Here is a 20,515-nt window from a genome sequence, read left to right as displayed (position 1 = left end):
TCGAGCACGCCGGCCACGGCGGCTCGGTGGCGGCGCCGGTCGCGCAGCGGGTGATGGCGGAGTACTTCAAAGACCGCCTGCCGGCCCAGGAACTGAAATCGCCCCCCAAGGCAAAGGCCGCGCCGCCGCGCGCCCAGCGGGGGAGGAGGGCCGCGACGCGATGAGCTCGAAACCGAGAAAATTATTCTACCTCTTTCCCTGGCACCTGCTGGCCCTGCTGCTGTTGATTTTGGCGGCGGGGCTGCTGAATCTCTACAGCGCCTCCGCGGCGGCCTCGGGCGAGGCCTCGCATTTCTTCCGCTCGCAGCTGATTTGGGCGGGGGTGGGACTGGCGCTCCTGCTCCTGATGTTGACCTTTCACTACCGTCTGCTGATGGACGCCGCCGTGCCGATCTACCTGGTCAGCTTGGCCCTGCTGGTCTTGGTCATCCTCTTCGGCAAGGCCTCGGGCGGGCAGAAGAACTGGCTGGCGCTCGGCCCGCTGCGCGTCCAGCCCAGCGAGTTCGCGAAGCTGGCGGTCATCCTCGTCTTGGCGAAATACTTCCAGAGGCTCCCGCCCGGCGGACGGCGCACGCTGCGGGACTTTCTTCCGGCGCTCGGGCTTATCTTGCTGCCGATGGGCCTGATCTTGGTCGAGAAGGATCTGGGCTCGGCCTTGTTCTTTGCCCTGATCGGCGGGACCTTTTTGTTCATCGCGGGTCTGCCGGCGCGCTACCTCGTGGTCGCCTTGGTCTTAGTCTCGGTCGCGGGGGCCGCGGGCTACCGCTATTTTTTGAGCGACTACCAGCGGGCCCGCATCCAGACCTTCCTGCATCCTGAAAAGGACCCGCGCGGCAAGGGCTATCACCTGCTGCAGTCCAAGATCGCGGTGGGCTCGGGCCAGGTCTTGGGGAAGGGCTTCCTGAAGGGGGACTTGAACAAGTTCAAATTCCTGCCGGAGCGCCACACCGATTTCGTCTTTCCGGTCTTGGCGGAGGAGTGGGGGTTTTTGGGAGGGACCGTCGTCTTGGGGGCCTTTTTGTTCTTGCTGCTCTTGATGTTGCAGGCGGCGGGGAAGCTGCAGGACCGCTTCGGCGGCTTCCTCGTGGCGGGGGTGGCGGCGCTGCTGTTTTGGCAGGTGGCGATCAACCTGGGCGGCGTGCTGGGCCTGATGCCGCTGGCGGGGGTGACCCTGCCGTTCTTCAGCTACGGCGGCTCGGCCTTGTTGAGCACCATGCTGGGCATGGGGGCGGCCTTCAACGTATTGATGCGGCGGTATATGTTTTAAAGCCGTAGGGGCCGTTCGCGAACGGCCCCTACGCGGCATAAACCTGAATTTTGTATTTAGAGCTTGGCTTGGCGCGGTGCCAAGCCGGTGTCTCACAGAGATTTCTGGATGAACTGATCCAAGGTCGGCTTCGGCACCGAACCGACCAACTGGTCGACCACCTTGCCGCCCTTCACTAGGATCAGCGTGGGGATGCCGCGCACCCCGTACTGCGAGGGGGTGTTGGGGTTTTCGTCGACGTTCATCTTGAAAACTTTCAGTTTGCCTTGATTTTCCTCGGCGATCTGATCGACCAGGGGAGCCAAGGCCCGGCAGGGACCGCACCACTCGGCCCAAAAGTCCACCAGGGCGGGGACGTCGGAGCCCAGGACATCGCTGACAAAGTTGGCGTCGGTGGCGGTTTTGACGTATGGACTAGCCATTGTTGATTTCCTCCATTGTTCGTTCAATAAATCACTATCGCCGGGGGGAAGTCAAACGCTGTATACAAGAGTGAGTGGCTCGCGGGTTTCGGTGTCGTTGGGGATAGGGTTTTCTTGCCGCCGAAATACCGAAGGTGCGCCCGGGACCGGGAGCGAGGGGTGTTCCTCTCCGGCTTTTCCGAAACTCGCGGTTTATTATATGGCCGTGCCGTTAACGATGCTTGGTGCTTTTGAGAGTGACTAAATAAGGACGCTCAGACAATCGGAAAAGCCTCCGAGGAACACCCCTCGCTCTCGGCACCGGGCGATCTATTAGAGGGTAGAGGGAACGATGCTTAGGTTGATTCACTTGTCTTTGGTGCGGCAGCAAATTTATTCACTATGAAGAACTTCAAACTCGTATTCGGCGGCTCCCTAGTGGTCTTCGTGCTTCTGCTCGCCCTAATGGCACCGATCCTGCCGATTCCGGCGCCGGATGTTCCGGATATGGCCGGAGAGCTGCGCGGACCTTCTGCCACGCATTTGTTGGGCCAAGATGAAGAGGGTAGGGATGTCCTTTCGCGGGTCGTCTACGGGGCGCGCCTCTCCCTGCTGATCGGCTTCGTCACCGTCGCCCTCTCGATGAGTCTGGGCACCCTGATCGGTCTGATGGCCGGTTACTTCGGAGGCAAGATCGACGAGGCCTTCGTCTTCGTCTCCGATATCTTCATGGCCTTTCCCTCCATCCTGCTGATCATCGCCCTGGCGGCCTTCATGCCGCCGAGCATCTTAAACATCATCCTCGTCCTCTCCGCAGTCGGCTGGGTCTCCTATGCCCGCATTGTCCGTGGACAGGTCTTGGCCCTGCGCAAGGTCGAGTACGTCCAGGCCGCCCAAACCCTCGGTTACGGCGCGCCCCGCATCCTGGGTCGGCATATCCTGCCGAATATCCTCGGTCCGGTGATCGTGAATTCCACCTTGAGTGTCGCGGGCGTGATTATCGCGGAGACCACGCTCTCGTTTTTAGGTATCGGCGTTCCGCCGGGGACGCCTTCTTGGGGCGCGATGCTGGATGCGGGGGTGGCATATTTATTGGTCGCCCCGCACCTTTCCATCGTCCCTGGCATCGCGATCATGATCACGGTATTGGGTTTCAATTTCTTAGGAGACGGCTTGCGAGATCGCTACGATGTTCGTTAGTAAAATTTTTACAGCGGTGGCCCTTGCGGGGTAGGAGATCGGGGGTATTCCTGGAGGCTTTTCCGATTGTCTGAGCGTCCTCAGCAAGTCACTCTCATAGCAACCAAGGATATTTTCGGTACGGCCATATAATAAACCGCGAGTTTCGGAAAAGCCGGAAGGAATACCCCCGAGCTCCCGCCCCGCAAGGCGCAGGGAGCAACGTTACAAAGAAGTTCGATTAGAAGGAAAAAGCGCGTGACCACCACGGAGGCATTAAAGAAAACGATCGGTTCCCTGCTGGTAGTAGGCTTCGAAGGCCACAAGCTGAGCGACTCCGCGTTCAATTTCCTCCAGCAGTGGGACCTGGGCGGCGTCATCCTGTTCAAGCGTAACTTGGAGAGCTTCGAGCAGCTGCGCGAGCTGAACGCCGCGATTTACCGCGCCGCGAAGAAGCCGCCCATCGTCTCGGTCGACCACGAGGGCGGGCGCGTCTTCCGCCTCCCCGAGCCTTTCACGACCTTTCCGCCAATGCGCAAGGTGGGAGACTATTGCGCGAAAACCGGCGATTGCGGGCCCGCCGAAGAGGTGGGAAGGATTTTCGCCCGCGAGCTGCGCGCCGCCGGCTTCAACCTCGACTACGCCCCGGTGCTCGACGTCGACAGCAACCCGCAAAACCCCATCATCGGCGACCGCGCCTTCGCCGCCGATCCCGACCGCGTGGCCGACACCGCCCTGGCCTTCCTCGCCGGCCTGCAGTCGGAGGGCGTGATGGGTTGCGGAAAACATTTCCCGGGGCACGGCGACACCCGCGAGGACTCCCATCTTACCCTGCCCGTCGTCGAAAAAACCCGAGAGGACCTCCTGGCTTGCGAGTTTAGGCCCTTCGTTCGGGCGGTGCGCGCGGGGATCCCCATGCTGATGACGGCCCATGTCCAATACCCCGCGCTCGACCCGGACTGGCCGGCCACGCTTTCCGAAAAGATCCTTGGCGACCTCCTGCGCGGGAAGCTGGGCTTTTCGGGGTTGATCATCTCGGACGATTTTTTCATGAAGGGGATCGCCGCCCGCTGGTCCCTGGAAGAAGCCGCGGAAAGATTTTTGCGCGTGGGAGGAGACCTGGTCTTGCTCTGCCACCAGGAGGCCGTCCAACGACGCGTTGCGGCACATTTGGTCCATGTTGCCGAGCGAGAGGCGGATTTTCGTCGGTTGTTGGAGGAAAAGGCCCAAAAACTGAACAAATTTCGCGATTCCCTGAGCACCGGGCTCCAAGATTCTGGCTTGCATTTGCCCTCCTCGGGGCACCTCGCGGTTGCGTCGCGGTTTTAAGGGCCGAAATTTCCGGAATCCTTAAAATTTCAACGGCTTCGCAACATTGACGTGCGGGCCCTGCGATAATAGACTTTAGCGTAGTCGCGAACGGGCGGCGTCTGCCTGTTCGCTTGAGAGGATTGGTTTTTTTATGGGAGTCGGTTCCGTACCAGGATCAGGCGGCGGTGGTGCCCCGGTAGAAGGGAGTCCCCCTCCAGGGGGGCCCGAGGGGGGTGGCGGCCCGGAAGGTGGGAAGCCGCCTGCGGGGCCCGAGGGCGCGCCGGAAGGCGGGGCGCCCCCAGGGGAGGATTTCGGCTCCTTCGACGGCATGATCGACGAGGGTGAGTTCCTCCAGATTGCCGACCAAATGACGGGCGACGACATGCAGGCCCGTCAGCTCGTCAACCAGATTCGCTTAAATACCGTCAGCCACGAGGCCAGCGCCGGCGCCGGCGCCTCCCGAGACATGGCCGAGGCCGAATCCGGCCACCATGCCGCGCGGGAAGAGGGCCACGTTGACCGTTTCACCGCCGACCGTGAGCTGTCTGCGCGGGCCGAGACCCGCACGGCTCTGCGCGATGCCCTGGCTTCCGGCGACACGCGGGCCTTAAAAGAATTGTTTTCCCGCTTCAGCGCCAGCGATCGCGCGGCGGCACGCGCCAATCCCAATCCAAATCCCAATCCCGCCAATCCTGGGGCGGGGATGCCGGGCAAGGGGATGCTTGGGGCTCCTGTCGCGAGCGGCAGCGGCACGGGCGGGCCCACGGCGACGGGGACTCCTACCAATCCCCCGATCTTTCCGAATGCCACCGGACCTTTGGCCACCTTGACTCAGCCGCGCATGACCGCCCTGTCGGGCCGTATCGCCAACCTGCCCGACGGCGCGCAAAAGACCGAGGCCCAGCAGCTCGAGGCCCAGCTCCGCGCCGCGATCTCCGCCTCTCCGCCCAATCAAGAGGCCGCTCAGGCGGCGCTCGACGGCCTCGCCGCCCTCGGGATCGAGTTGGGCCCGGAAGAGGATACGGAAGAGGTCGGAGATCACCCTGATGTCAGCGACGGCGACGCGGCCGACGGCGATGCGAGCCATATGCCCCCACGGGCGGGTGGTGAGGGTGAAGGGCGGCGCCCCCGTGTCGCTCGCACATTCAACCCTTCCGAACATTTGGCCGAGGGGATGGTGTTGTTATCCGGGGGGAGCGGAGGTGGGGATCCCGAGGTGGACACCCACGGCGCTCGAATGGAGCGGGGACTGGGTTTAGTCCTTAGCGGAGGAGCTACCCATTACGCGACACATACTGCGCTAGCTCATGCGGTGCATGGGACCTACGCGGGAGGGGACGGTTCGGGAAGCGGGGGAGGGATGGGGAGCGGATCCAACCCAAATGATCCCACTGGATTTGGCTCCATGGTAGATCCAATGGGTAGGTTAGGAAATTATGGAATTGTTGAAACTCCGGGACCTATGGGGAATTTCGCCGTGGTGGATCGGAGTACCGGTCGCGTTTATGGAATGGATGATGCAAGGCTGCCCGCTGATGCCCGGCCGGGAGTCAGGTCTTGGATCGGTATTGGTCGTGAAGTTCGGGCGAGGGCGATGTCGGGAGCAGGTTTTGGGGGCGAGTTTTACACGAGTCAGGGTATGTGTTGAGTTTTTTTGGAAATACTTCCGACCCCGAATGGATGGCCTTGAGCGACCACGGCGGCCTGCCGCCGGGCGTGCGGGCGGCCGTGGCGCGGGACGCAGGTCTGCGCACGCGCTTCGGGGCCGAGGCGGTCTCGGGGGCGCGGGCCGGAGTGACCGGGGATTTATGGGCTGGGATGCGGTGTTAGCCTCGCGAATTATTTCGCAACTCGGGCTGTTTTCATTGCCGAAAAATGAATGGGCGACTAGTTTGGAGGATTTATGAGTTGGGAACGTGTAGGTCCCGGCACCGGCTCGGATGCCAACAGGATATTCTATCGGGAAGCAGGCGATACGGGCCGATGGTTTTCCTCAACCACCGAAATCCCTACCACCGCCCTGGGCGGCAGTGAAGCTCCTCCGGGAGTTCATTTCCGTTCCGATACCCCTCCCCCCACCGCGCCCCAAGCATTGCGCGACAGTTACGCAGCGGCCCATCCGCCCCCCGAGCCCACCGGGGGCGGGACTCGGCGCCGTCCGGTGATTTCCACGTCCTCCTTGCACGACGGCGGGCCAAACTTTCCTCCCGATCTGACGCCGGTGGTTTCCCGGCTGAGCGCCTTGGGGATCGATCCGGACGCCTATTTCGAGGCCCATCCGCCGCCTCCCTCAGGCACCAATCGCGCGGATTACATCCGTAGTTTCAACACCACCGGCCCGGGCGCCCGAGACGACGCGACGATTCGTGACGATTTCGCCTTGGGCACCGTGGACCAATACCTGACCCTTTACCGTCAAAAAAATATCCCGCCCAGCGAGGCCTTCGCGGACTTGCGCGCCCGGGGGCTGATCAGCCCCGGGACCCCCGAGCCCGTCGATACCTGGCCCACGGGAACAGGTACTTTGCGAATGGCCGACCTCTACGGCGGCGGAGCGGAAGGGCGCCAAATGGCCTTGTCCCGTATGCCCCACACCGGGAGTCCTCCCAACGCGCATAGCTCCATCCCTACCAGCGACCTTTCCGCTTCCTTGGTCGATTTGGGGGATCGAAGCCATCCCGCCCCTGGATCTCTTCGCGCCTCGCTCAACCAGCCGACGGCGGCCGGCCGGCGCGAGGCCTTGACGGCGGCGACGCGGCGTTTGGAAATCACCAATCAATGGATGGAATATGCCACGCGGCCGACCACCGGGACCCCGCCGGGCCTCGGCTACACGCGGGAACAAGCGCAAGGAGTTTTGCAAAACATGGGGATGCTGGACGCGACGGGGCGGCCGACCAGCTTCGATGTCAACACCGGTGCGCATAACCTTTTCAATATCCCCGCAACCGAGACTGTGAGCAGCACGGCGGTATTCAATCCAAGCGGAAGCATCACGCCGCGGGCCCCTGGCATCACTACTAGGGCTGCCGACGGCAGCTCGGTCTTCACCCCGATCCGGATGGGCGGGGAAATCCCTGCTCACACCGGCGTTCCTGATCCCCTGACTCAAGGGGCGATTGATTATGTCCGGGCGCATCCGCCGGCGAGTTCCGCGGCCGGGCCCGAAGGCGGCTCCGTAGGGAGTCCCACGGCCACCGGTAGCGGTTCCCCGGGATCTGTCACGGCCCCAGTTGCGGGCGCCCCGGCTTCCAGCGTAACGCCGGTCGGACCCGCTCTCACGGGAAGGGCCCTGCGTAACTTGGAGTATCGGGTGGAATTTTTTCGGACGAGCGGCAGGCCGATTCCCGCTTCGTTGGCGGCCACGGCCAGGGCCAGCGGGATCAATCTGGACGGTCTTACCTTGGCTGCTCCTACCGGCCCTGGGACGGCCGGAAGCGGCCCCGGAGTCGGAGACCCCGGTGGCGGTAGCGCAGGAGTCGGCGGCACGGGGGGCGGCGCTACAGGTGCCGGTGGGCCGGGGGCCCCAACGGGACCTTTCGCCCCGGTTCCGGCGGAGGTCCCGCCGACGCGCCCTGCCAGCGGACCCCTCGCGGGGGAGTGGGACCGCATGCGGACCTTGGGTTTCACCGATGCCCAGATTGCGGAGTACCAGCGGCAGCACCCGGGCCGCGATGATGCCGCCATTAACGGAAGTTTTTTGCGGCCGGACGGCACCGAGATCCCCGCCAGCGAGCGCCCGGCATTGGTCGCGCGCGTCTCCGGAGAGATCCGGACGGGGATGATCGACGAGACGGCCCGCGGCCTTTACGAGGCCTCGCGCGCCCAGAATATCCAACCGCCGATCACCATGGAAAACGCCCGGTTGATGGCCGAGCAACTCTACCGAGAAAGGGCCGGAACGGGTAGTGCGGATCCCACATTGGATCAAATGCTCGGCGTGCGCACTGGAGTCGCCGAGGATGTCCATTGGTACGCGGAGCCGAGCAATCCCGCTCGGTTCACGGGGGACAATCCTCCAGGCTTGCTGATTCGCACCGCGGCGCGCGAAGAAAACCTTTACTACGACGCGATTCGCAGCGCCGACTCCAACGGCTATTGGCGGGGCGCCAATGGTCAGGCCCATCTCCGAGGATTTATCTCGCGAGACGGCGGGAGAGGGCCGGCCATCTTTCGGGACCCCGCCGCCCTTCGAGCTGCAAGAACCGGTGGGACACCGCCTCTGGCCGAACGAGCGGCGGCCTATCGCGCCATGCCTGCCGACCAGCGAACGGCCGTCGAGGGTGCGGTGCGCTCCGCCAACCCCCCCGACACGCCGGATTTTTCCCGCATCACCAATCCCGCGGAACGAGGCAGGGCGGAGGTGGAATGGCAGAGGGCGGTTATAGGCAATAATTGGACAAATGCGCGGGAAGAACGGAACCGTGGCTGGGCCGTGGCGGACCACTATCGCGACCGCGGCGAGGCAGTGGAGGACCGCGACTTGAGGGATGCCGAGGCCTATGCTCAGGCCCGAATGGCTGAGGATATGCAACGCGAGCAGATAGCCGCCAACCTTAGCCAGCAATTCATGAACAACGGCTTCCAAGTCTTGCAGGAGCAACAGAGGCAGATTAATCAACTGACTTTGCAGCAACTCCAGGCCATGTTCGCCATCAATCAGCAGCTCATCGCCCAAGGCACGCCCAAGCCCTTCGACATCGTCATGGGCATGCTGCAGGGCGGACGTCGCTAGGCGCCGAGCTTTTTTGCCAATTCGCCCCGGGCGTCCAGGGCCATGAGTTCTTGGTAGCCCCCGATCAATTCGTCGTCGATGAAGATCTGCGGCACCGTGCGCCAGCCGGTGCGCTGCTTGAGCGCCTGCTTGGCGGCCTCGTCCGTCACGTCGATCTCCTCGAAGGGGATGCCCCGGCGCTTCAGGTGGGCCTTGGCGGCGTCGCAGAAGGGGCAGTAAGAGGTGGTGTAGACTTTTACCTTGGGCATTCTTTTTCTCTGGTATCCGAAGAGGCCGGTTCCATGCAAGCCTGTAGTGGTTGACACTACGAGGCATATCCTTTAGCTTAAAACCAACGTGAAGCCCCTTAGGTTCGATTGGGATCAGTGGAATGTCCAGAAAAACGAGATGAAGCATGGGGTTTCCAGCCTCGAGGCTGAAAGCTGCTTCTACGATTCCAGTCACCAAATCTTCGAGGACTTGAGGCATTCTTCCGCTCGAGAGAAGAGATATATCCTCTATGGGAAGGGCCTTGAGAACCGGGTGCTCATGATAGGTTTTACCCTACGGGCCGGCAAGGTTCGTGTCATCACGGCTAGGCCGGCCTCCCGGAAGGAGAGGGCAGTTTATGAAGGCGAAAAAGAAAGAGATTAAAGACTACGATTCCGTCGACACCACCGGCATGATTGACCGGGGGAAGAGGATGACCCTCAAGGACTTGGGATTCGAGCTGCCCGCCGAGCCGCCGACTCAGGTTGTTTCCATCCGCCTGCCGACTCCCTTGCTCAATCGAATTCGTGCGGAAGCCAGTGCCAAGGATGTTCCCTACCAGGCCTTGATCAAACTATTGTTGGATGATTCCTTGAGGCGTGTGCATAAAGCCTGAGGCCTTTGAAACTGGTGGGACAGCCGTAATCGCTTGAAGTTCTCTCCGCCCTTCGTTAGGAATCCCTATGACCTGGGCCCTCCTAGCCATCCTCGTCGCGGTCCTCGCCTTGTTGGTCTTTCTCCTCGTCAAGCATCGCGACCTGCAGAAGAGCCTCGAAAAATCTCCCGAGGCCGACATGCCCCTGCTGCTGCTCAACCAGCAGGTCGAGGCGCTGCGCGAGCAGGTGCGGGTCAACCTCGAGGGCAGCGCTCACCTGCTGCAAAGCCAGCTCGGCCAACTCAATCAGCAGCTCAATCAGCGCTTGAAAGACTCCAGCGAAGTCCTTCAAAAATCACAAGAAACCGTCAATCAACGGCTCGACAACGCGGCCCGCGTCGTGGCCGAGGTTCAGGGCAAGTTGGGCAAATTGGAAGAGGCCAACCAGCGGCTCTTCGAGGTCGGCAAGGATATCCGATCCTTGCAAGAGATCCTCAAGGCCCCCAAGCTGCGCGGCTCGCTGGGCGAGTTTTTCCTTTCGGATCTCCTGGCGCAGATCTTGCCGCGCGAGCACTACGAGCTGCAGCACGCCTTTAAGAACGGCGAGAAGGTCGACGCCGCCATCCGGCTGGGCGACAAATGGGTCCCGGTGGACGCCAAGTTCCCCCTCGAAAACTTCCAGCGCCTCTTGGCCACCGAGCAGGAGGCCGAGAAGCGCGCCCTCAAGACCCTCTTCGTAAGCGACGTCAAGAAGCACATCAATGCGATCGCGGACAAGTACATCCGGCCCGACGAGGACACCTTCGACTTCGCCTTGATGTATGTCCCGGCGGAAAATGTCTATTACGAGATCATCATCAAGTCGGATCTCAGCGAGGGCGATCACCTATTGGCCAACTACGCGATGGCTCGTCGGGTGATCCCGGTGTCGCCGAACACGCTCTATGTCTACCTGCACACCATCGTCCTCGGTTTGAAGGGTTTACGCATCGAGAAGGAGGCCAAGGAAATCTTAAACGGCCTGAACCGTCTGGGCGCGGATCTGGGGCGCATCGCCGAGGCCTTCCGCAAGGTGGGCGTGCACCTGAACAACGCTCAGGGGGCCTTCGAGGACGCGGAGGGGCGGCTGACAAAATTCGGCGACAAGATGGGGCGCTTGCATGGGCAAGGGGAGGGCGCCGCGGCCGTCGCTGGGGTTGGGGAGTCTTCCTTAGAGAATAACGAGAAGGTGCGACTGCTGCCGGGGAATTAAGGTGGCCCGTCGGCATCTCGGGATTCATCCCTTCCGGGCCCTGCGGAACTCGCGGTATTATAATTGCCGTTGCCGTCGCCTCCTCGGATCCGAAGGCTACTGCCCAGCGGAATGGGCACTAGGCTTTAAGGAAGGCTCAGACAGGTCCTCGGTCCCTCCAGGGATGATCCCGAGCTGTCAACGGGCTTCTATTATAGGGTAGAGGTTAAGAGACGAATTTCTTTCTATAAATTTTTCTTTTTCCGTCCCTCTTATTTTTGTAAGCGGTAGGTCGGAGGGAATCTGGGGGGTCCCTGGAGGGACCGAGGACTGTTTGAGCCTTCCTTAAGGCTAGGGAGCGGCGGCAAGAAGTAAGGTTATCATTTTAAGGGGGAGGGTGCTCGATGCAATGTGATGATGCGAGTTCCGCAGGGCCCGGAAGGGAGCCCCCCAGAGGCCCGGAGACCGGGCGACAAGCAGGGACGACGCATTAAGACCAACCCATCGGCCGCCGCGTTCCAGGATAAGAACGCAAAAGCGAGAAAAAGAGCAAAAGCGTATGGCACAGCAAGCCCCCACCTATCATATCTTCGCCGTCAGCGACGCCACCGGCGAGTTGGCAATGAATCTCTCCTTCGCGGCGCTGCGACAGTTCAAGATCGAGAACGTCAACATCGTCCGCAAGGCCCGAGTGACCGACCACCCCAAGATGGTCCACGTGATCGGCGAGGCGAAGAAGAAGCACGCCATCATCATCTTCACCTTCGTCGGCCAACACCTGCGCGAACAGTTCCTCGAGGAATGCTCCAAGCAGCAGGTCGTCGCGGTCGACATCATGGGCCCGGTGATGGACGTCTTCACCACCTACCTGCACTCGCACCCCAGCGACGAGCCCGGTCTCAAATACAAGCTGACCAACGAGTATTTCCGCCGCCAAGAGGCCATCGAGTTCACCGTAAAGCACGACGACGGCATGGGGCTCGACACGATCGGCCAGGCCGACATCGTGCTCATCGGCATCTCCCGCACTTCCAAGACCCCGCTCAGCGTCTACCTCGCCTTCCGCGGCCACAAGGTCGCCAATATCCCGCTGGTGCGCGAGGTTCCGATCCCGCAGGAGCTCGAGCACGTCGACAAGAGCAAGATGGTGGGCCTCACGATCAACCCCGAAAAGCTCGTCCAACTGCGCGAGACCCGGCTGATCAAGCTGGGACGGCCCCTCTCCGAGGAGTACGCCAGCTTCGACCGCATCAACGAGGAGCTCGACTACGCGCGGCGCGTCTTTGACCAACTGGGCAACATCCCGGCGATCGACGTGACGGCGAAGGCGATCGAGGAGATCGCGACCGAGGTCTTGTTGGCTTTGGGAAAGTAGGGGCGAGCGCAAGTCTCTACAGCACCGCCCGCAGCGGCTTTCCGTCCGCCGAAATCTCGACCTTATCCCCGAAATTGAGCGGCACCGAGATCTTGTTCCCGTCGATGAACAGCGCCCCCTGCCGCATCCGCGAGTAGATCGTCAATTTCTTGCCCTTCGGCAGGATCCCCTTTCGAATCTGGAAGCGCTTGCCCGGCTCGGGGAAGAGCTCGCGCACCACGTACTGCATCGCCGGTTTGGTCAGCGGCATCGGTTTGCCTCCGGCGGAACGAATGGCCGCCGTCGAGCCGGTCGGCGCCGCGATCCAGATGCCGGAGCTCTTCTGCTCCTCGGCCGTCTTGCCGATGAGCACGCGGTAGCGCGCGGTGCCCGCGGAGCTTTGGTTCGCGAACAGCACCTCGTTGAGCACCGGAGGGGCCACCGCCCTGCCGTTCACCTTCACCTGGAGACGGGGGATCCACTGCGGCCTGCGCTTGCCGGCGATCAGCTCGACCAAGACCGTCAGAAAATCCCCGATCCTTGCCCGGCACAGCGCGCCGGTGCTGTCGATGGGGGCGGAGTTCACGCCCAGTAGGACCTGGTTGCCGAGGATATGGCTGATGTCGAGAAAGGTCCCGTCGCCGCCCACCGTGACCACCAAGTCGTACTTCCCGATCTTCTTGAGCTGGCCGCGGAAGACGGTGTCGGTCTCGATGCCCAGCAATTCCAGCGTCCGTTGGACCCCCTCGAGGGTCTCCTGATGCATCGCATGGACGGCGCGCCAGAGCCGCGTTGTCGGGTGCTTCTTTTTGAGCAGGCCGATGTAGTGTGGGTCTTTTTGCTCCAGGACGTGGAGTTGGTAGAGGGGCTTGTTGTAGACGACTAGGGCTTTGTCGATTCGCATGGGTGTATTGCCTTATGCCTTGGATGGCGTTCTTGCCACCCCGGGCCGGTGGGGGAGGGAAGGGGTTCCCCTCCGGCTTTCCGAAACTCGCGGTTTATCATATGGCCTTGCCGTAAAATTACTCCCTGCTATGAGAGTGACTAAATAAGGACGCTCAGACAGTCGGAAAGCCTACGGGGAACCCCTTCCCTCCCGGACCGGCCCTTCGTAAAAGGGGAATTTTTTTTCCACCGTCCTTAAATTGAAGGGGGAAAGAATTTTTACTTCCGGCTCTCAATAAAGTCCTCGGTTTTTAATGTAAGCAAGCACTGATTTAGGCACTTGGTCGCCTACCGGCAATCCTTTTTTTATCTTTCCCCTCACCTCCGTCGCGCTGATCGCGTCGAAGGGCGAAGCCGGATCCGGGGGGCGGGGGAGGAATTCGAAATGGAGGATTTTTTTCAGCGCCTCGATTTCCTTCCAACGCGGGAGCTCGTCTTTTAAATCGGATCCGCCGACGAAGGTGAATTCGGCTTTCGGGTAGTGCTGTTTCAGGTGCCGGATCAGGTCGATTGTGTAGCCGCTCAGGGTGCCCTCGTCGTCCTTGACCCGCACCCGCGGATCTAGCCCTTCGAAGGCCAGGCGGCACATCGCCAGACGGTCCTCGAAGGGCGCCGAGGCCGGCTTGAGGGGGTTTTGCGGGGAGGGGAAGACCCATACTTCGTCGAAACGCCCGCTCTGCAGGAGATGCTCGATCACCTGGACGTGGGCCCGGTGCGGCGGGTCGAAGGAGCCTCCCAGGAGGGCGACGCGCATGGCTCAGCCCTTTTCCGACTTAGGCAGGAGGGGGATCACGTTAGGAAAGGCCGAAAACTCGCCCTTCTCGCGGGGCCGGCTGCGCGGCTTGCCCAAGAGGTCCTCCAAGAGACGCAGCGTCGCCTCGCGCGCCTCGAGGTCGGGGCCCGGAGAGAAGAGCTTCTTGCCCGCGGGGCCCATGTCCTCTTGATGGTTGCGCAGGATGCCCATCTCGACGAAACGCGCGATCGCGTTTTGAATGGGAAAACTGGAGAGACTTTCGGGGAACTCGAGGATGCCGCGCATCTTGAGTGTCTCGCCTAGCTCGAGGATCTTCTGCGAAAGCTTGCGCGCGTCCCACTTGTCGAAGGGGATCTGCTCGATGACGTAGAGGCTGAGCCAGTAGGATTCCAGCGTAGGTAGTAAGATATCGCTGAGCCAGGGCGGCGGCTGTAGGGGCTGTTCGCGCTTGTCCCCGGGCTGAGGGGGGAACGCCCCTACGGGGTCGGCAAAGAAGAATTCCTTGCTCAATAGGCTATGGACCACTTCCAGTTTTCCCGGCGCTTTTTTGTCGCAGATCTGCGCGACCGCCTCCTTGGCCCAGGCATGGATCCCCTGGTTCTTGAAGAAATCCAGGTGCCCGCGCGTCTCTTCCTTCACCGTGAAGAAGCGGCCCTCGATGTCGTGGTGCTCGCGGACCAGGCCCTCGGCGACGAATCTGGCCAAGACCTCCTCCATCGCCTCTTCGGGTTTCTCGCGCAGTGCCTCGCTGAGGCGCGCGCCGCTTTGCCGGGCGAGGTCCAGCAGCTCGCGCGCCTTGTCGGCGACCTGCTGCGGGGTGATCGATTTGCCGTGCGGGGCGAGCAGGGCGGTCGCGACCGGCGCCGAGGCCATCACGGTGCTCACCTCGTTGATCGCCACGCAGATGCGCTCGGCCAGCTCGGCGACCGTCTGCTTGAGACGGGCCGGGTCGACGGGCGCCTCGCCCTCGTGGTTTAAGGCCGCGCGCAGCGAGATCGGCTCGGCGAACTGCATGTAGACCTTGCCGTAGCGGCGGCGCAGGAACTTCGGCAGCCGGAAGAGGTCGCTGAACTTTTCTTTCGACTTCTTCGCGCCCTTGCTCTCCTTCAGGTAGGCCCGCTCCTCTAACACCCGCTCGTAGCCCAAGCCCACCGGCACGAAATAGACGTCGCTCACGCCGCCGTCAGCGAAGCTCTCGACCATCATGTTGAGCAGGCCGGTCTTCGGGGGGAAGAGCTTGCCCGAGCGCGAGCGCGTCCCCTCGATGAAGAATTCTTGGAAATATCCCTCGCGCATCAGCTCTTTGACGTAGCTTTTCAGCGCCAGCGGGTAGAGCGCGTCGCCCGGCAGGCTGCGGCGGATGAAATAGCCGCCGGACTTGCGGAAGATCGGGCCCAACGGCCAGAAGTTGAGGTTGATGCCCGCGCAGACGTGCGGGAGGCTCAAGTCGTTCTGGTAGAAGATGTAGCTGAGCAGCAGGTAGTCGACGTGGCTTTTGTGGCAGGGGATCAGGACCAGCGGCGAGTCCTTCGCCACCTTCTTGACCTTGGCCAGCCCAGCCTGGTCGACCTCGAGGCCGTCGTAGAGGCTGTTGAAGAGCCAGCTCAGGAAGAAATCCCACAGCTCGATCACGGTGAAGTTGATGTCGCTCGCGATCTCGCGCAGGTAGCCCAGGGCCTTTTTTTCGGCTTTCTCGAAAGAGATGTTTTCTTGCGTCGCGATGTGCTCGAGGCGGTCGCGGAAGCGGGGGGCCTCGAGAATCTTCGCCAAAAAGCTGCGCCGGCTCTGCAGCTTGGGGCCGGTGACCTGGCGGGTCTCCATCTCGAAGGCGCGCTGTACCTGCACCGAAAGCCCTTCGGCCGTCGCCTCGTTGTTCTCGCCCCCGTAGAGGGCGGCCAGGCGCCGCAGATCGAGGGGTTCGCCGATCTTGGCGACCGCGCGCTTCTTGTAGTTGCGCAGGAAGAGGAACATCTTGCGGAAGTAGCCCGGGTTCTCCCGGTTGCCGAGCAGGATGTCCGTCAGCGATTTCTTCGCTTTTCCCGGATGCTTGTCGTAGATGAAGTGCAGCGGGATCAGCTGGATGGGTTGCTCGAAGCCGTTCTGCACCGTCAGCAACTCGCGGAAGATCGCGCGCTGCGCCTCGTGCTCGGCCTCGATCCAACGCGTGCCCTTCGGCAGGTTGAGGCAGTAGAGGATGGGGCGCTTCTCGGCCAGGGCCTTGGCCGGGTCGAAGAGGCTGTCGTTGTAGGGCCACTCCTTCGTGACGAAAAACCGGTCGATCTTTTGGAAGAGGATGGGGCGGATTTGGTGGCTCGGCATCCAGTGGCCCATCCGGACCATGTTGTTGTGGGCGACCAAGGGCAGCTGGCGGCTTAAGAAGAGGTGGTTGAAGAAGTTGTACTCGACTTGGCCCCAATTGCGCATCAGGAAGACCAGGGGGCCTCGCTGTCCGGCCTGCGTCAGGTTTTGCAGGTCCTCGTCGTTGAAGCGGATGGTGTCGAAGCCGCGGCTGAAGAAGAGGCGGTGGAAGGCGTTGAACTTGGCGAGCATCCGCGTGGTGTCGAGGTTGCGCGCGGGGTCGATGCGCCTTTCGAACCAGGGTGCCCATTTTTTGCGCGCCCACAGGTAGGGGCGACGCAAGAGCCCCAGCCACCAGAGGGCAAAACGGAACAATCTGGAAGAATATTCCCGCATTTTCATCAATTTACCCAAAGATCCTCGGAAATTAAAGCGTTAAGAAATTTAACGCGGAGGGCAACACCTGGGTGTAGGCCGGGCGATAATTACCAAAGACCATTGAACAAAAGGGCTTGGTGGCGCGTCTCTTGGTTTATGGCACTCCGCGGCATAGTTTAGGGGGAGATTTACCCTCATGCGGGGCAAGAAAAGGCCGCGCAAATCTTGGTTGCCCCGGTCTAAGTCTTTGGTTTAGAATTTGATTTCACTCACTCCTAGAGGAGGCATTCAAATGCAATTACGAAGATTTCTGACGGGCCTGACGGCGGCGGCCGTGGTGGCGTTGGCGGGTGTTTCCGCTCAGGCGACCACCCGTATTATGGCGCCGGGTTTTGATTATGTCATCGGCGGGGCCGGGGTCAACGCCCTGATCTGCTCGGGTAAGGTGCTGAGCCAATCTCCCACCAGCGTGACCTTTCCAAACAGCACCCGCACCTTGCCCGCAATCGAATATACGATCGAATGCAGCAAGATACTGAAGGGTAACAAAGACTATCCCGCCGGCGAAACGCCTAGGACTGTTAAAATCAAGATGTACGCTGGAATTATGAAGGATAACCCTCACCCCGTCGTCGGGGAAGAGGGCCTGCATATCTTCTACGGCAATTCCGTCGTTGGGCTAACCAGCTATGCCTTCGGCAAACAGGGGGTTTTCATCTATAAGGACGTCGACGGGCGAAAGGTTGCGGTTTCCCCCGCGGGCAAGGGCCTCTTCTTCAAAAATAAGGACATTCAAGCGAAATTTATGAAGGCGAATCCTAACAACTCCAAGTTTCTCCGCAAGGGGCCCATTGTTGAAGAGGGATTCGACACGCCGGAGCTGGCTTCCGAGGAAGACCTGACCCCTGAGGCCCTGGAATCGGCCGTAAGAACCGTCTTGTCGGTGGAGGGACGCTAATATGAGGAGAAAATTTCAAAAACTTTTCCATGGACTCATAGCCTTCGCCGGATTGAGTTTGACGGCGGCGGCGGCCCATGCGGGCGGCGCCTTTTCCACGACCCCAGCCGGGCAGCCGGTGTTGTGGCAAGGCCCGGTTATCTGGCGGGCCGAGAGCGGTCCCATTAAGGGGAACACGGCGGCGGACGGCGGCGATACCGGCGGCGGTGGGGGCGGCGGTTGTGCCCTCACCAAAAACATCGAGGTCAACAACACCGACGCCGTCCAGATCGTCCGAGACGCCTTCGCGGCCTGGGACAACGTGCCCAATGCCAGCATCGACATCCAGGAAGGGCCTTCTCTCGGCGTTGACGTCAACTTCGACAACGTCGAAAACTTCTGGGTCGGAAGCTTCTTCGGTGGGTCGACGCCTTCCAACGTCACGGCGGCAGGCTGCTACGATTCCGATCCGAATACCGAATGCCTGAACTCGATCATCTTCGACAGCTCCAATGTCCCCGAGCGCAGCATTGTCGACGCCATCCAGGGCCAGTGCGCCCGTTTCAGCATCCTGGCCTTCGCGGCCATCCTGCCGCAGCAGGCCAATGACGCCCAAGGGACCATCACCTCGCCCATTCTCAAGAGCTCTCAGATGGTCGTCTCGGGTGCCTGTCTGCAGCCGGTGATCGCCCCGGATTCCAACTGCGACAATCCAGCGACCTCGGATAACGAGGGTGCCTGTCCTGCCGGTGGAATCACCCTGGATGAGCTGAAAGGGACCGTCGTCCATGAGGTCGGACATTACCTGGGGTTGGACCACACCCTGACTAACAAACAAAATTATATCGACTGTCAGACTGGAGGAGCCGGTTGCGAGCCGGAGAATATCCCCACCATGATCGGTCTTTTCGTGCCCGGTGCCAATCTCAACACCTTGCACTACGACGATAAGGTGACCTTCTCCAGGTATTATCCGTCCGCCAATTTCTCCTCGGTCACTTGTGCCGTCCAAGGATCCGCTCTCAACAGCAGCGGAGCCGACGACGCGCGTTGCATGGAGGTGGTGGCCAGCAAGAACGGCGATCCCGCTCTGACGGCCTCTTTTGTCGCCGGATCCGAGGCCTCTCGGTTTACCCAAGGTCTTCCCGATGTAAGTGGGAATAACGGCAAAAACCAGGGCAATTGCAACGCGGGTAGCCCCGCCGCTTGCGGCGCATACAGCATCCGCGGTCTGGAGCCTGGAAACTACACCATGTACTTGCAAAACTTCTCGGATAACGGCGCGGGATCCGGCCTGTCCAGCTTCGTGCTGGAGCCATGCGATCCTCCTCTTACCAGCGCCAGCTTTGGCGACACCAAGGGGACGCCACGTGAGGTCAACGTGGTGTGCAATGCCGGTGCGACGACCAACCAAAATCTGAACGCCAATTGATTCAGGTTTCGGCGGTATTCCATCGTTAGATTAGGAAGGGGTCTTCTGGACAAGAAGACCCCTTTCGTTTTATAAATAACCCGAGGCATCGGCCATGAAGATCAAAATCGTCTTAGAACCAAGCGATGAGGGTGGCTATACGGTTTACGCCCCCTCTCTGCCGGGTTGTATTAGCGAAGGTGACACAAAGGAAGAAGCTTTAAAAAATATCCAAGAAGCTATCTCCCTTTTCTTGGAACCCGTTGAGGATGATTTGATCCTCCCCCCAAATTCCGAACAACTTGAAATCGCGATATGACTAAAGTTCCTAGTCTAGGTTACGAACAGGTCATCGCGGCTTTACGTAGGGATTCTTGGGTCGTAGTGAGGCAAAAAGGCAGCCATATCCGTTTGGTGAAACACCTCCCCGCGGAGACCCTTAAATTAACCGTCCCCGCCCATCGCCCCATTAAAAGATCGACCTTGTCCCATATCCTGAAACAGGCCCGTTTGTCCGTGGAAGCGTTTATAAAATTACTTTAATTATTGGCGAATTACGCCGCAACCTTGTAAGAGGGGTGGCGATACAGACCCGACTTCTAATAGAATCAGCGCTTCCAACGATAAAGGTTTTCTATGCGATTTTCGCCTCGCGCCGCAGCCCTGCTCGCAGCCTTTCTCTTCCCCGCCCTTGCCTGGGCCGGCGGGGCCATCAAGACCGACATCAACGGCCTGCCCCTGCGCTGGGAAGGCACCGTCGTCTACAATCCCGACAAGGGCGGTCTGAAGAACGACAACCCGACCTATAACCATGCTAATACCGTTCAGATCATGAACGACGCGTTTTCCAGCTGGATTACGCTGCTTCCCGAGGTCGGCGGCGGTCTAACCTTCAGCGAGGGCGCCGGCATCCCTGAGAGCGGCAGCGACGTCAATGCCTCCAACTTCGGTCAATTCCTCGGGGTGGGCACCGAGGCCTGCTACGACGACAGCCCCGACACCGTCTGTACTTCGCCCATCCTCTTCGACGCCGACGGCGAGATCATCGACAGCCTCTTCGGCTCCTGCTCGAAGTTCTCCATCCTCGGCTTCGCCGGCTTCGACGACATCGAGGACGGCAGCGGCGACCCCGACAAGGCCGTCGTCCGCCGCGGCGCGGTGGCCGAAGGCCCGTGGATGCTGAAGCGAAAGGGCGTGTACTACCTGATGTACTCCGGAAGCGGCGCGGACGGCCCGGACTATGCCATCGGCTACGCTACCTCCAAATCCCCGCTGGGCCCGTTCACGAAGCACGCCGGCAACCCCATCGCCAAGCGCGGCAATGGCGTCTTCGGTCCCGGCCACCACTGCGTGATCACCGGCCCGGATGGCAAGCTCTATTTTGGGGTGGGCTGCGCCACTAACTGCGGCGTCGTCGGGGCGGACAATTTTGCTTACGAATGGCTGCCGAATCTCAATCCAAGAGGGCTG

The 20,515-nt window shown here is 61.1% G+C and carries 20 protein-coding genes; 15 read left to right on the top strand and 5 right to left on the bottom strand.

What is annotated here, in order from left to right; translation table 11 throughout:
• The first annotated feature begins 160 nt into the window (after positions 1-160).
• A complete protein-coding gene (rodA, locus tag FBR05_10190) occupies positions 161-1,267 on the top strand; it encodes a rod shape-determining protein RodA (protein ID MDL1872565.1) in 1,107 nt (368 codons plus the stop codon).
• Between the two features lie 92 nt (positions 1,268-1,359).
• Here the strand turns inward: rodA and trxA are convergent, their stop codons facing one another.
• Positions 1,360-1,689 (bottom strand): thioredoxin, encoded by a 330-nt coding sequence (gene trxA / locus FBR05_10185; protein MDL1872564.1) that lies wholly within the window; start codon positions 1,687-1,689, stop codon positions 1,360-1,362.
• Between the two features lie 381 nt (positions 1,690-2,070).
• Between trxA and FBR05_10180 the strand changes: the two genes are divergently transcribed.
• The 5 genes from FBR05_10180 to FBR05_10160 all read left to right on the top strand — a co-directional run bounded on the left by FBR05_10180 (position 2,071) and on the right by FBR05_10160 (position 8,893).
• The gene (locus tag FBR05_10180) at positions 2,071-2,868 is read left to right on the top strand and encodes an ABC transporter permease (protein MDL1872563.1); all 798 of its coding nucleotides are present in this window, start codon (positions 2,071-2,073) and stop codon (positions 2,866-2,868) included.
• 219 nt (positions 2,869-3,087) lie between these two features.
• The gene (gene nagZ / locus FBR05_10175; protein ID MDL1872562.1) at positions 3,088-4,176 is read left to right on the top strand and encodes a beta-N-acetylhexosaminidase; all 1,089 of its coding nucleotides are present in this window, start codon (positions 3,088-3,090) and stop codon (positions 4,174-4,176) included.
• A 133-nt stretch (positions 4,177-4,309) separates the two neighbouring features.
• Positions 4,310-5,806 carry a hypothetical protein gene (locus tag FBR05_10170; GenBank protein MDL1872561.1) on the top strand — a complete coding sequence of 499 codons (1,497 nt, stop codon included), beginning with the start codon at positions 4,310-4,312 and terminating at the stop codon, positions 5,804-5,806.
• Positions 5,800-5,988 carry a hypothetical protein gene (locus tag FBR05_10165; GenBank protein ID MDL1872560.1) on the top strand — a complete coding sequence of 63 codons (189 nt, stop codon included), beginning with the start codon at positions 5,800-5,802 and terminating at the stop codon, positions 5,986-5,988. Before FBR05_10170 ends, FBR05_10165 begins: the two co-directional genes overlap by 7 nt.
• A 331-nt stretch (positions 5,989-6,319) precedes the next feature.
• The gene (locus FBR05_10160) at positions 6,320-8,893 is read left to right on the top strand and encodes a hypothetical protein (protein ID MDL1872559.1); all 2,574 of its coding nucleotides are present in this window, start codon (positions 6,320-6,322) and stop codon (positions 8,891-8,893) included.
• Here FBR05_10160 and FBR05_10155 read toward each other — a convergent pair.
• Positions 8,890-9,141: a glutaredoxin gene (locus tag FBR05_10155; GenBank protein ID MDL1872558.1), complete on the bottom strand. Its 252-nt coding sequence runs from the start codon at positions 9,139-9,141 to the stop codon at positions 8,890-8,892. The genes FBR05_10160 and FBR05_10155 overlap by 4 nt on opposite strands.
• Positions 9,142-9,280: 139 nt before the next feature.
• Between FBR05_10155 and FBR05_10150 the strand changes: the two genes are divergently transcribed.
• The 4 genes from FBR05_10150 to FBR05_10135 all read left to right on the top strand — a co-directional run bounded on the left by FBR05_10150 (position 9,281) and on the right by FBR05_10135 (position 12,343).
• Complete coding sequence (locus FBR05_10150) at positions 9,281-9,526, top strand: BrnT family toxin (protein ID MDL1872557.1); 246 nt, start codon at positions 9,281-9,283, stop codon at positions 9,524-9,526.
• Positions 9,501-9,758 carry a hypothetical protein gene (locus FBR05_10145; protein MDL1872556.1) on the top strand — a complete coding sequence of 86 codons (258 nt, stop codon included), beginning with the start codon at positions 9,501-9,503 and terminating at the stop codon, positions 9,756-9,758. Before FBR05_10150 ends, FBR05_10145 begins: the two co-directional genes overlap by 26 nt.
• A gap of 67 nt (positions 9,759-9,825) precedes the next feature.
• Positions 9,826-10,989: a DNA recombination protein RmuC gene (locus tag FBR05_10140; GenBank protein ID MDL1872555.1), complete on the top strand. Its 1,164-nt coding sequence runs from the start codon at positions 9,826-9,828 to the stop codon at positions 10,987-10,989.
• Positions 10,990-11,527: 538 nt separating this feature from the next.
• Positions 11,528-12,343, top strand: coding sequence for a kinase/pyrophosphorylase (locus FBR05_10135; GenBank protein ID MDL1872554.1), 816 nt, complete (start codon positions 11,528-11,530; stop codon positions 12,341-12,343).
• A gap of 16 nt (positions 12,344-12,359) precedes the next feature.
• On the opposite strand, the gene FBR05_10130 is transcribed toward FBR05_10135, so the two are convergent.
• From FBR05_10130 to FBR05_10120, 3 genes are all read right to left on the bottom strand, one after another.
• Complete coding sequence (locus tag FBR05_10130) at positions 12,360-13,226, bottom strand: hypothetical protein (protein ID MDL1872553.1); 867 nt, start codon at positions 13,224-13,226, stop codon at positions 12,360-12,362.
• A 273-nt stretch (positions 13,227-13,499) separates the two neighbouring features.
• Positions 13,500-14,021: a nicotinate-nicotinamide nucleotide adenylyltransferase gene (locus FBR05_10125; protein MDL1872552.1), complete on the bottom strand. Its 522-nt coding sequence runs from the start codon at positions 14,019-14,021 to the stop codon at positions 13,500-13,502.
• Between the two features lie 3 nt (positions 14,022-14,024).
• Positions 14,025-16,721 (bottom strand): hypothetical protein, encoded by a 2,697-nt coding sequence (locus FBR05_10120; GenBank protein MDL1872551.1) that lies wholly within the window; start codon positions 16,719-16,721, stop codon positions 14,025-14,027.
• A 268-nt stretch (positions 16,722-16,989) separates the two neighbouring features.
• On the opposite strand from FBR05_10120, the gene FBR05_10115 reads away from it, so the two are divergent.
• The 5 genes from FBR05_10115 to FBR05_10095 form a co-directional block, all read left to right on the top strand.
• Positions 16,990-17,655, top strand: a complete 666-nt coding sequence (locus tag FBR05_10115) for a hypothetical protein (GenBank protein ID MDL1872550.1) — start codon at positions 16,990-16,992, stop codon at positions 17,653-17,655.
• Position 17,656: 1 nt separating this feature from the next.
• Positions 17,657-19,066, top strand: a complete 1,410-nt coding sequence (locus FBR05_10110; protein ID MDL1872549.1) for a hypothetical protein — start codon at positions 17,657-17,659, stop codon at positions 19,064-19,066.
• Positions 19,067-19,160: 94 nt separating this feature from the next.
• Positions 19,161-19,364 (top strand): type II toxin-antitoxin system HicB family antitoxin, encoded by a 204-nt coding sequence (locus FBR05_10105; GenBank protein MDL1872548.1) that lies wholly within the window; start codon positions 19,161-19,163, stop codon positions 19,362-19,364.
• Positions 19,361-19,588 (top strand): type II toxin-antitoxin system HicA family toxin, encoded by a 228-nt coding sequence (locus FBR05_10100; GenBank protein MDL1872547.1) that lies wholly within the window; start codon positions 19,361-19,363, stop codon positions 19,586-19,588. Before FBR05_10105 ends, FBR05_10100 begins: the two co-directional genes overlap by 4 nt.
• Positions 19,589-19,681: 93 nt before the next feature.
• On the top strand, positions 19,682-20,515 hold an 834-nt coding region (locus tag FBR05_10095), incomplete at its 3' end, for a hypothetical protein (GenBank protein MDL1872546.1).

The sequence above is a fragment of the Deltaproteobacteria bacterium PRO3 genome, assembly GCA_030263375.1.
In the GTDB taxonomy this organism is placed as follows: Bacteria; UBA10199; UBA10199; order DSSB01; family DSSB01; genus DSSB01.
The sequence above is the reverse complement of the archived record's forward strand: the minus strand, read 5'-3'. Positions and strand labels throughout refer to the sequence as shown.

Excerpts from the sequence above, each read along its gene's own strand:
- FBR05_10115 (MDL1872550.1), top strand. The coding sequence starts at position 16,990 with ATGCAATTACGAAGATTTCTGACGGGCCTGACGGCGGCGGCCGTGGTG.
- FBR05_10110 (MDL1872549.1), top strand. The coding sequence starts at position 17,657 with ATGAGGAGAAAATTTCAAAAACTTTTCCATGGACTCATAGCCTTCGCC.
- FBR05_10145 (MDL1872556.1), top strand. The coding sequence starts at position 9,501 with ATGAAGGCGAAAAAGAAAGAGATTAAAGACTACGATTCCGTCGACACC.
- FBR05_10120 (MDL1872551.1), bottom strand. The coding sequence starts at position 16,721 with ATGAAAATGCGGGAATATTCTTCCAGATTGTTCCGTTTTGCCCTCTGG.
- FBR05_10170 (MDL1872561.1), top strand. The coding sequence starts at position 4,310 with ATGGGAGTCGGTTCCGTACCAGGATCAGGCGGCGGTGGTGCCCCGGTA.
- FBR05_10135 (MDL1872554.1), top strand. The coding sequence starts at position 11,528 with ATGGCACAGCAAGCCCCCACCTATCATATCTTCGCCGTCAGCGACGCC.
- rodA (MDL1872565.1), top strand. The coding sequence starts at position 161 with ATGAGCTCGAAACCGAGAAAATTATTCTACCTCTTTCCCTGGCACCTG.
- FBR05_10140 (MDL1872555.1), top strand. The coding sequence starts at position 9,826 with ATGACCTGGGCCCTCCTAGCCATCCTCGTCGCGGTCCTCGCCTTGTTG.
- FBR05_10180 (MDL1872563.1), top strand. The coding sequence starts at position 2,071 with ATGAAGAACTTCAAACTCGTATTCGGCGGCTCCCTAGTGGTCTTCGTG.
- FBR05_10155 (MDL1872558.1), bottom strand. The coding sequence starts at position 9,141 with ATGCCCAAGGTAAAAGTCTACACCACCTCTTACTGCCCCTTCTGCGAC.
- FBR05_10105 (MDL1872548.1), top strand. The coding sequence starts at position 19,161 with ATGAAGATCAAAATCGTCTTAGAACCAAGCGATGAGGGTGGCTATACG.
- FBR05_10100 (MDL1872547.1), top strand. The coding sequence starts at position 19,361 with ATGACTAAAGTTCCTAGTCTAGGTTACGAACAGGTCATCGCGGCTTTA.
- FBR05_10125 (MDL1872552.1), bottom strand. The coding sequence starts at position 14,021 with ATGCGCGTCGCCCTCCTGGGAGGCTCCTTCGACCCGCCGCACCGGGCC.
- FBR05_10150 (MDL1872557.1), top strand. The coding sequence starts at position 9,281 with ATGAAGCATGGGGTTTCCAGCCTCGAGGCTGAAAGCTGCTTCTACGAT.
- FBR05_10130 (MDL1872553.1), bottom strand. The coding sequence starts at position 13,226 with ATGCGAATCGACAAAGCCCTAGTCGTCTACAACAAGCCCCTCTACCAA.
- trxA (MDL1872564.1), bottom strand. The coding sequence starts at position 1,689 with ATGGCTAGTCCATACGTCAAAACCGCCACCGACGCCAACTTTGTCAGC.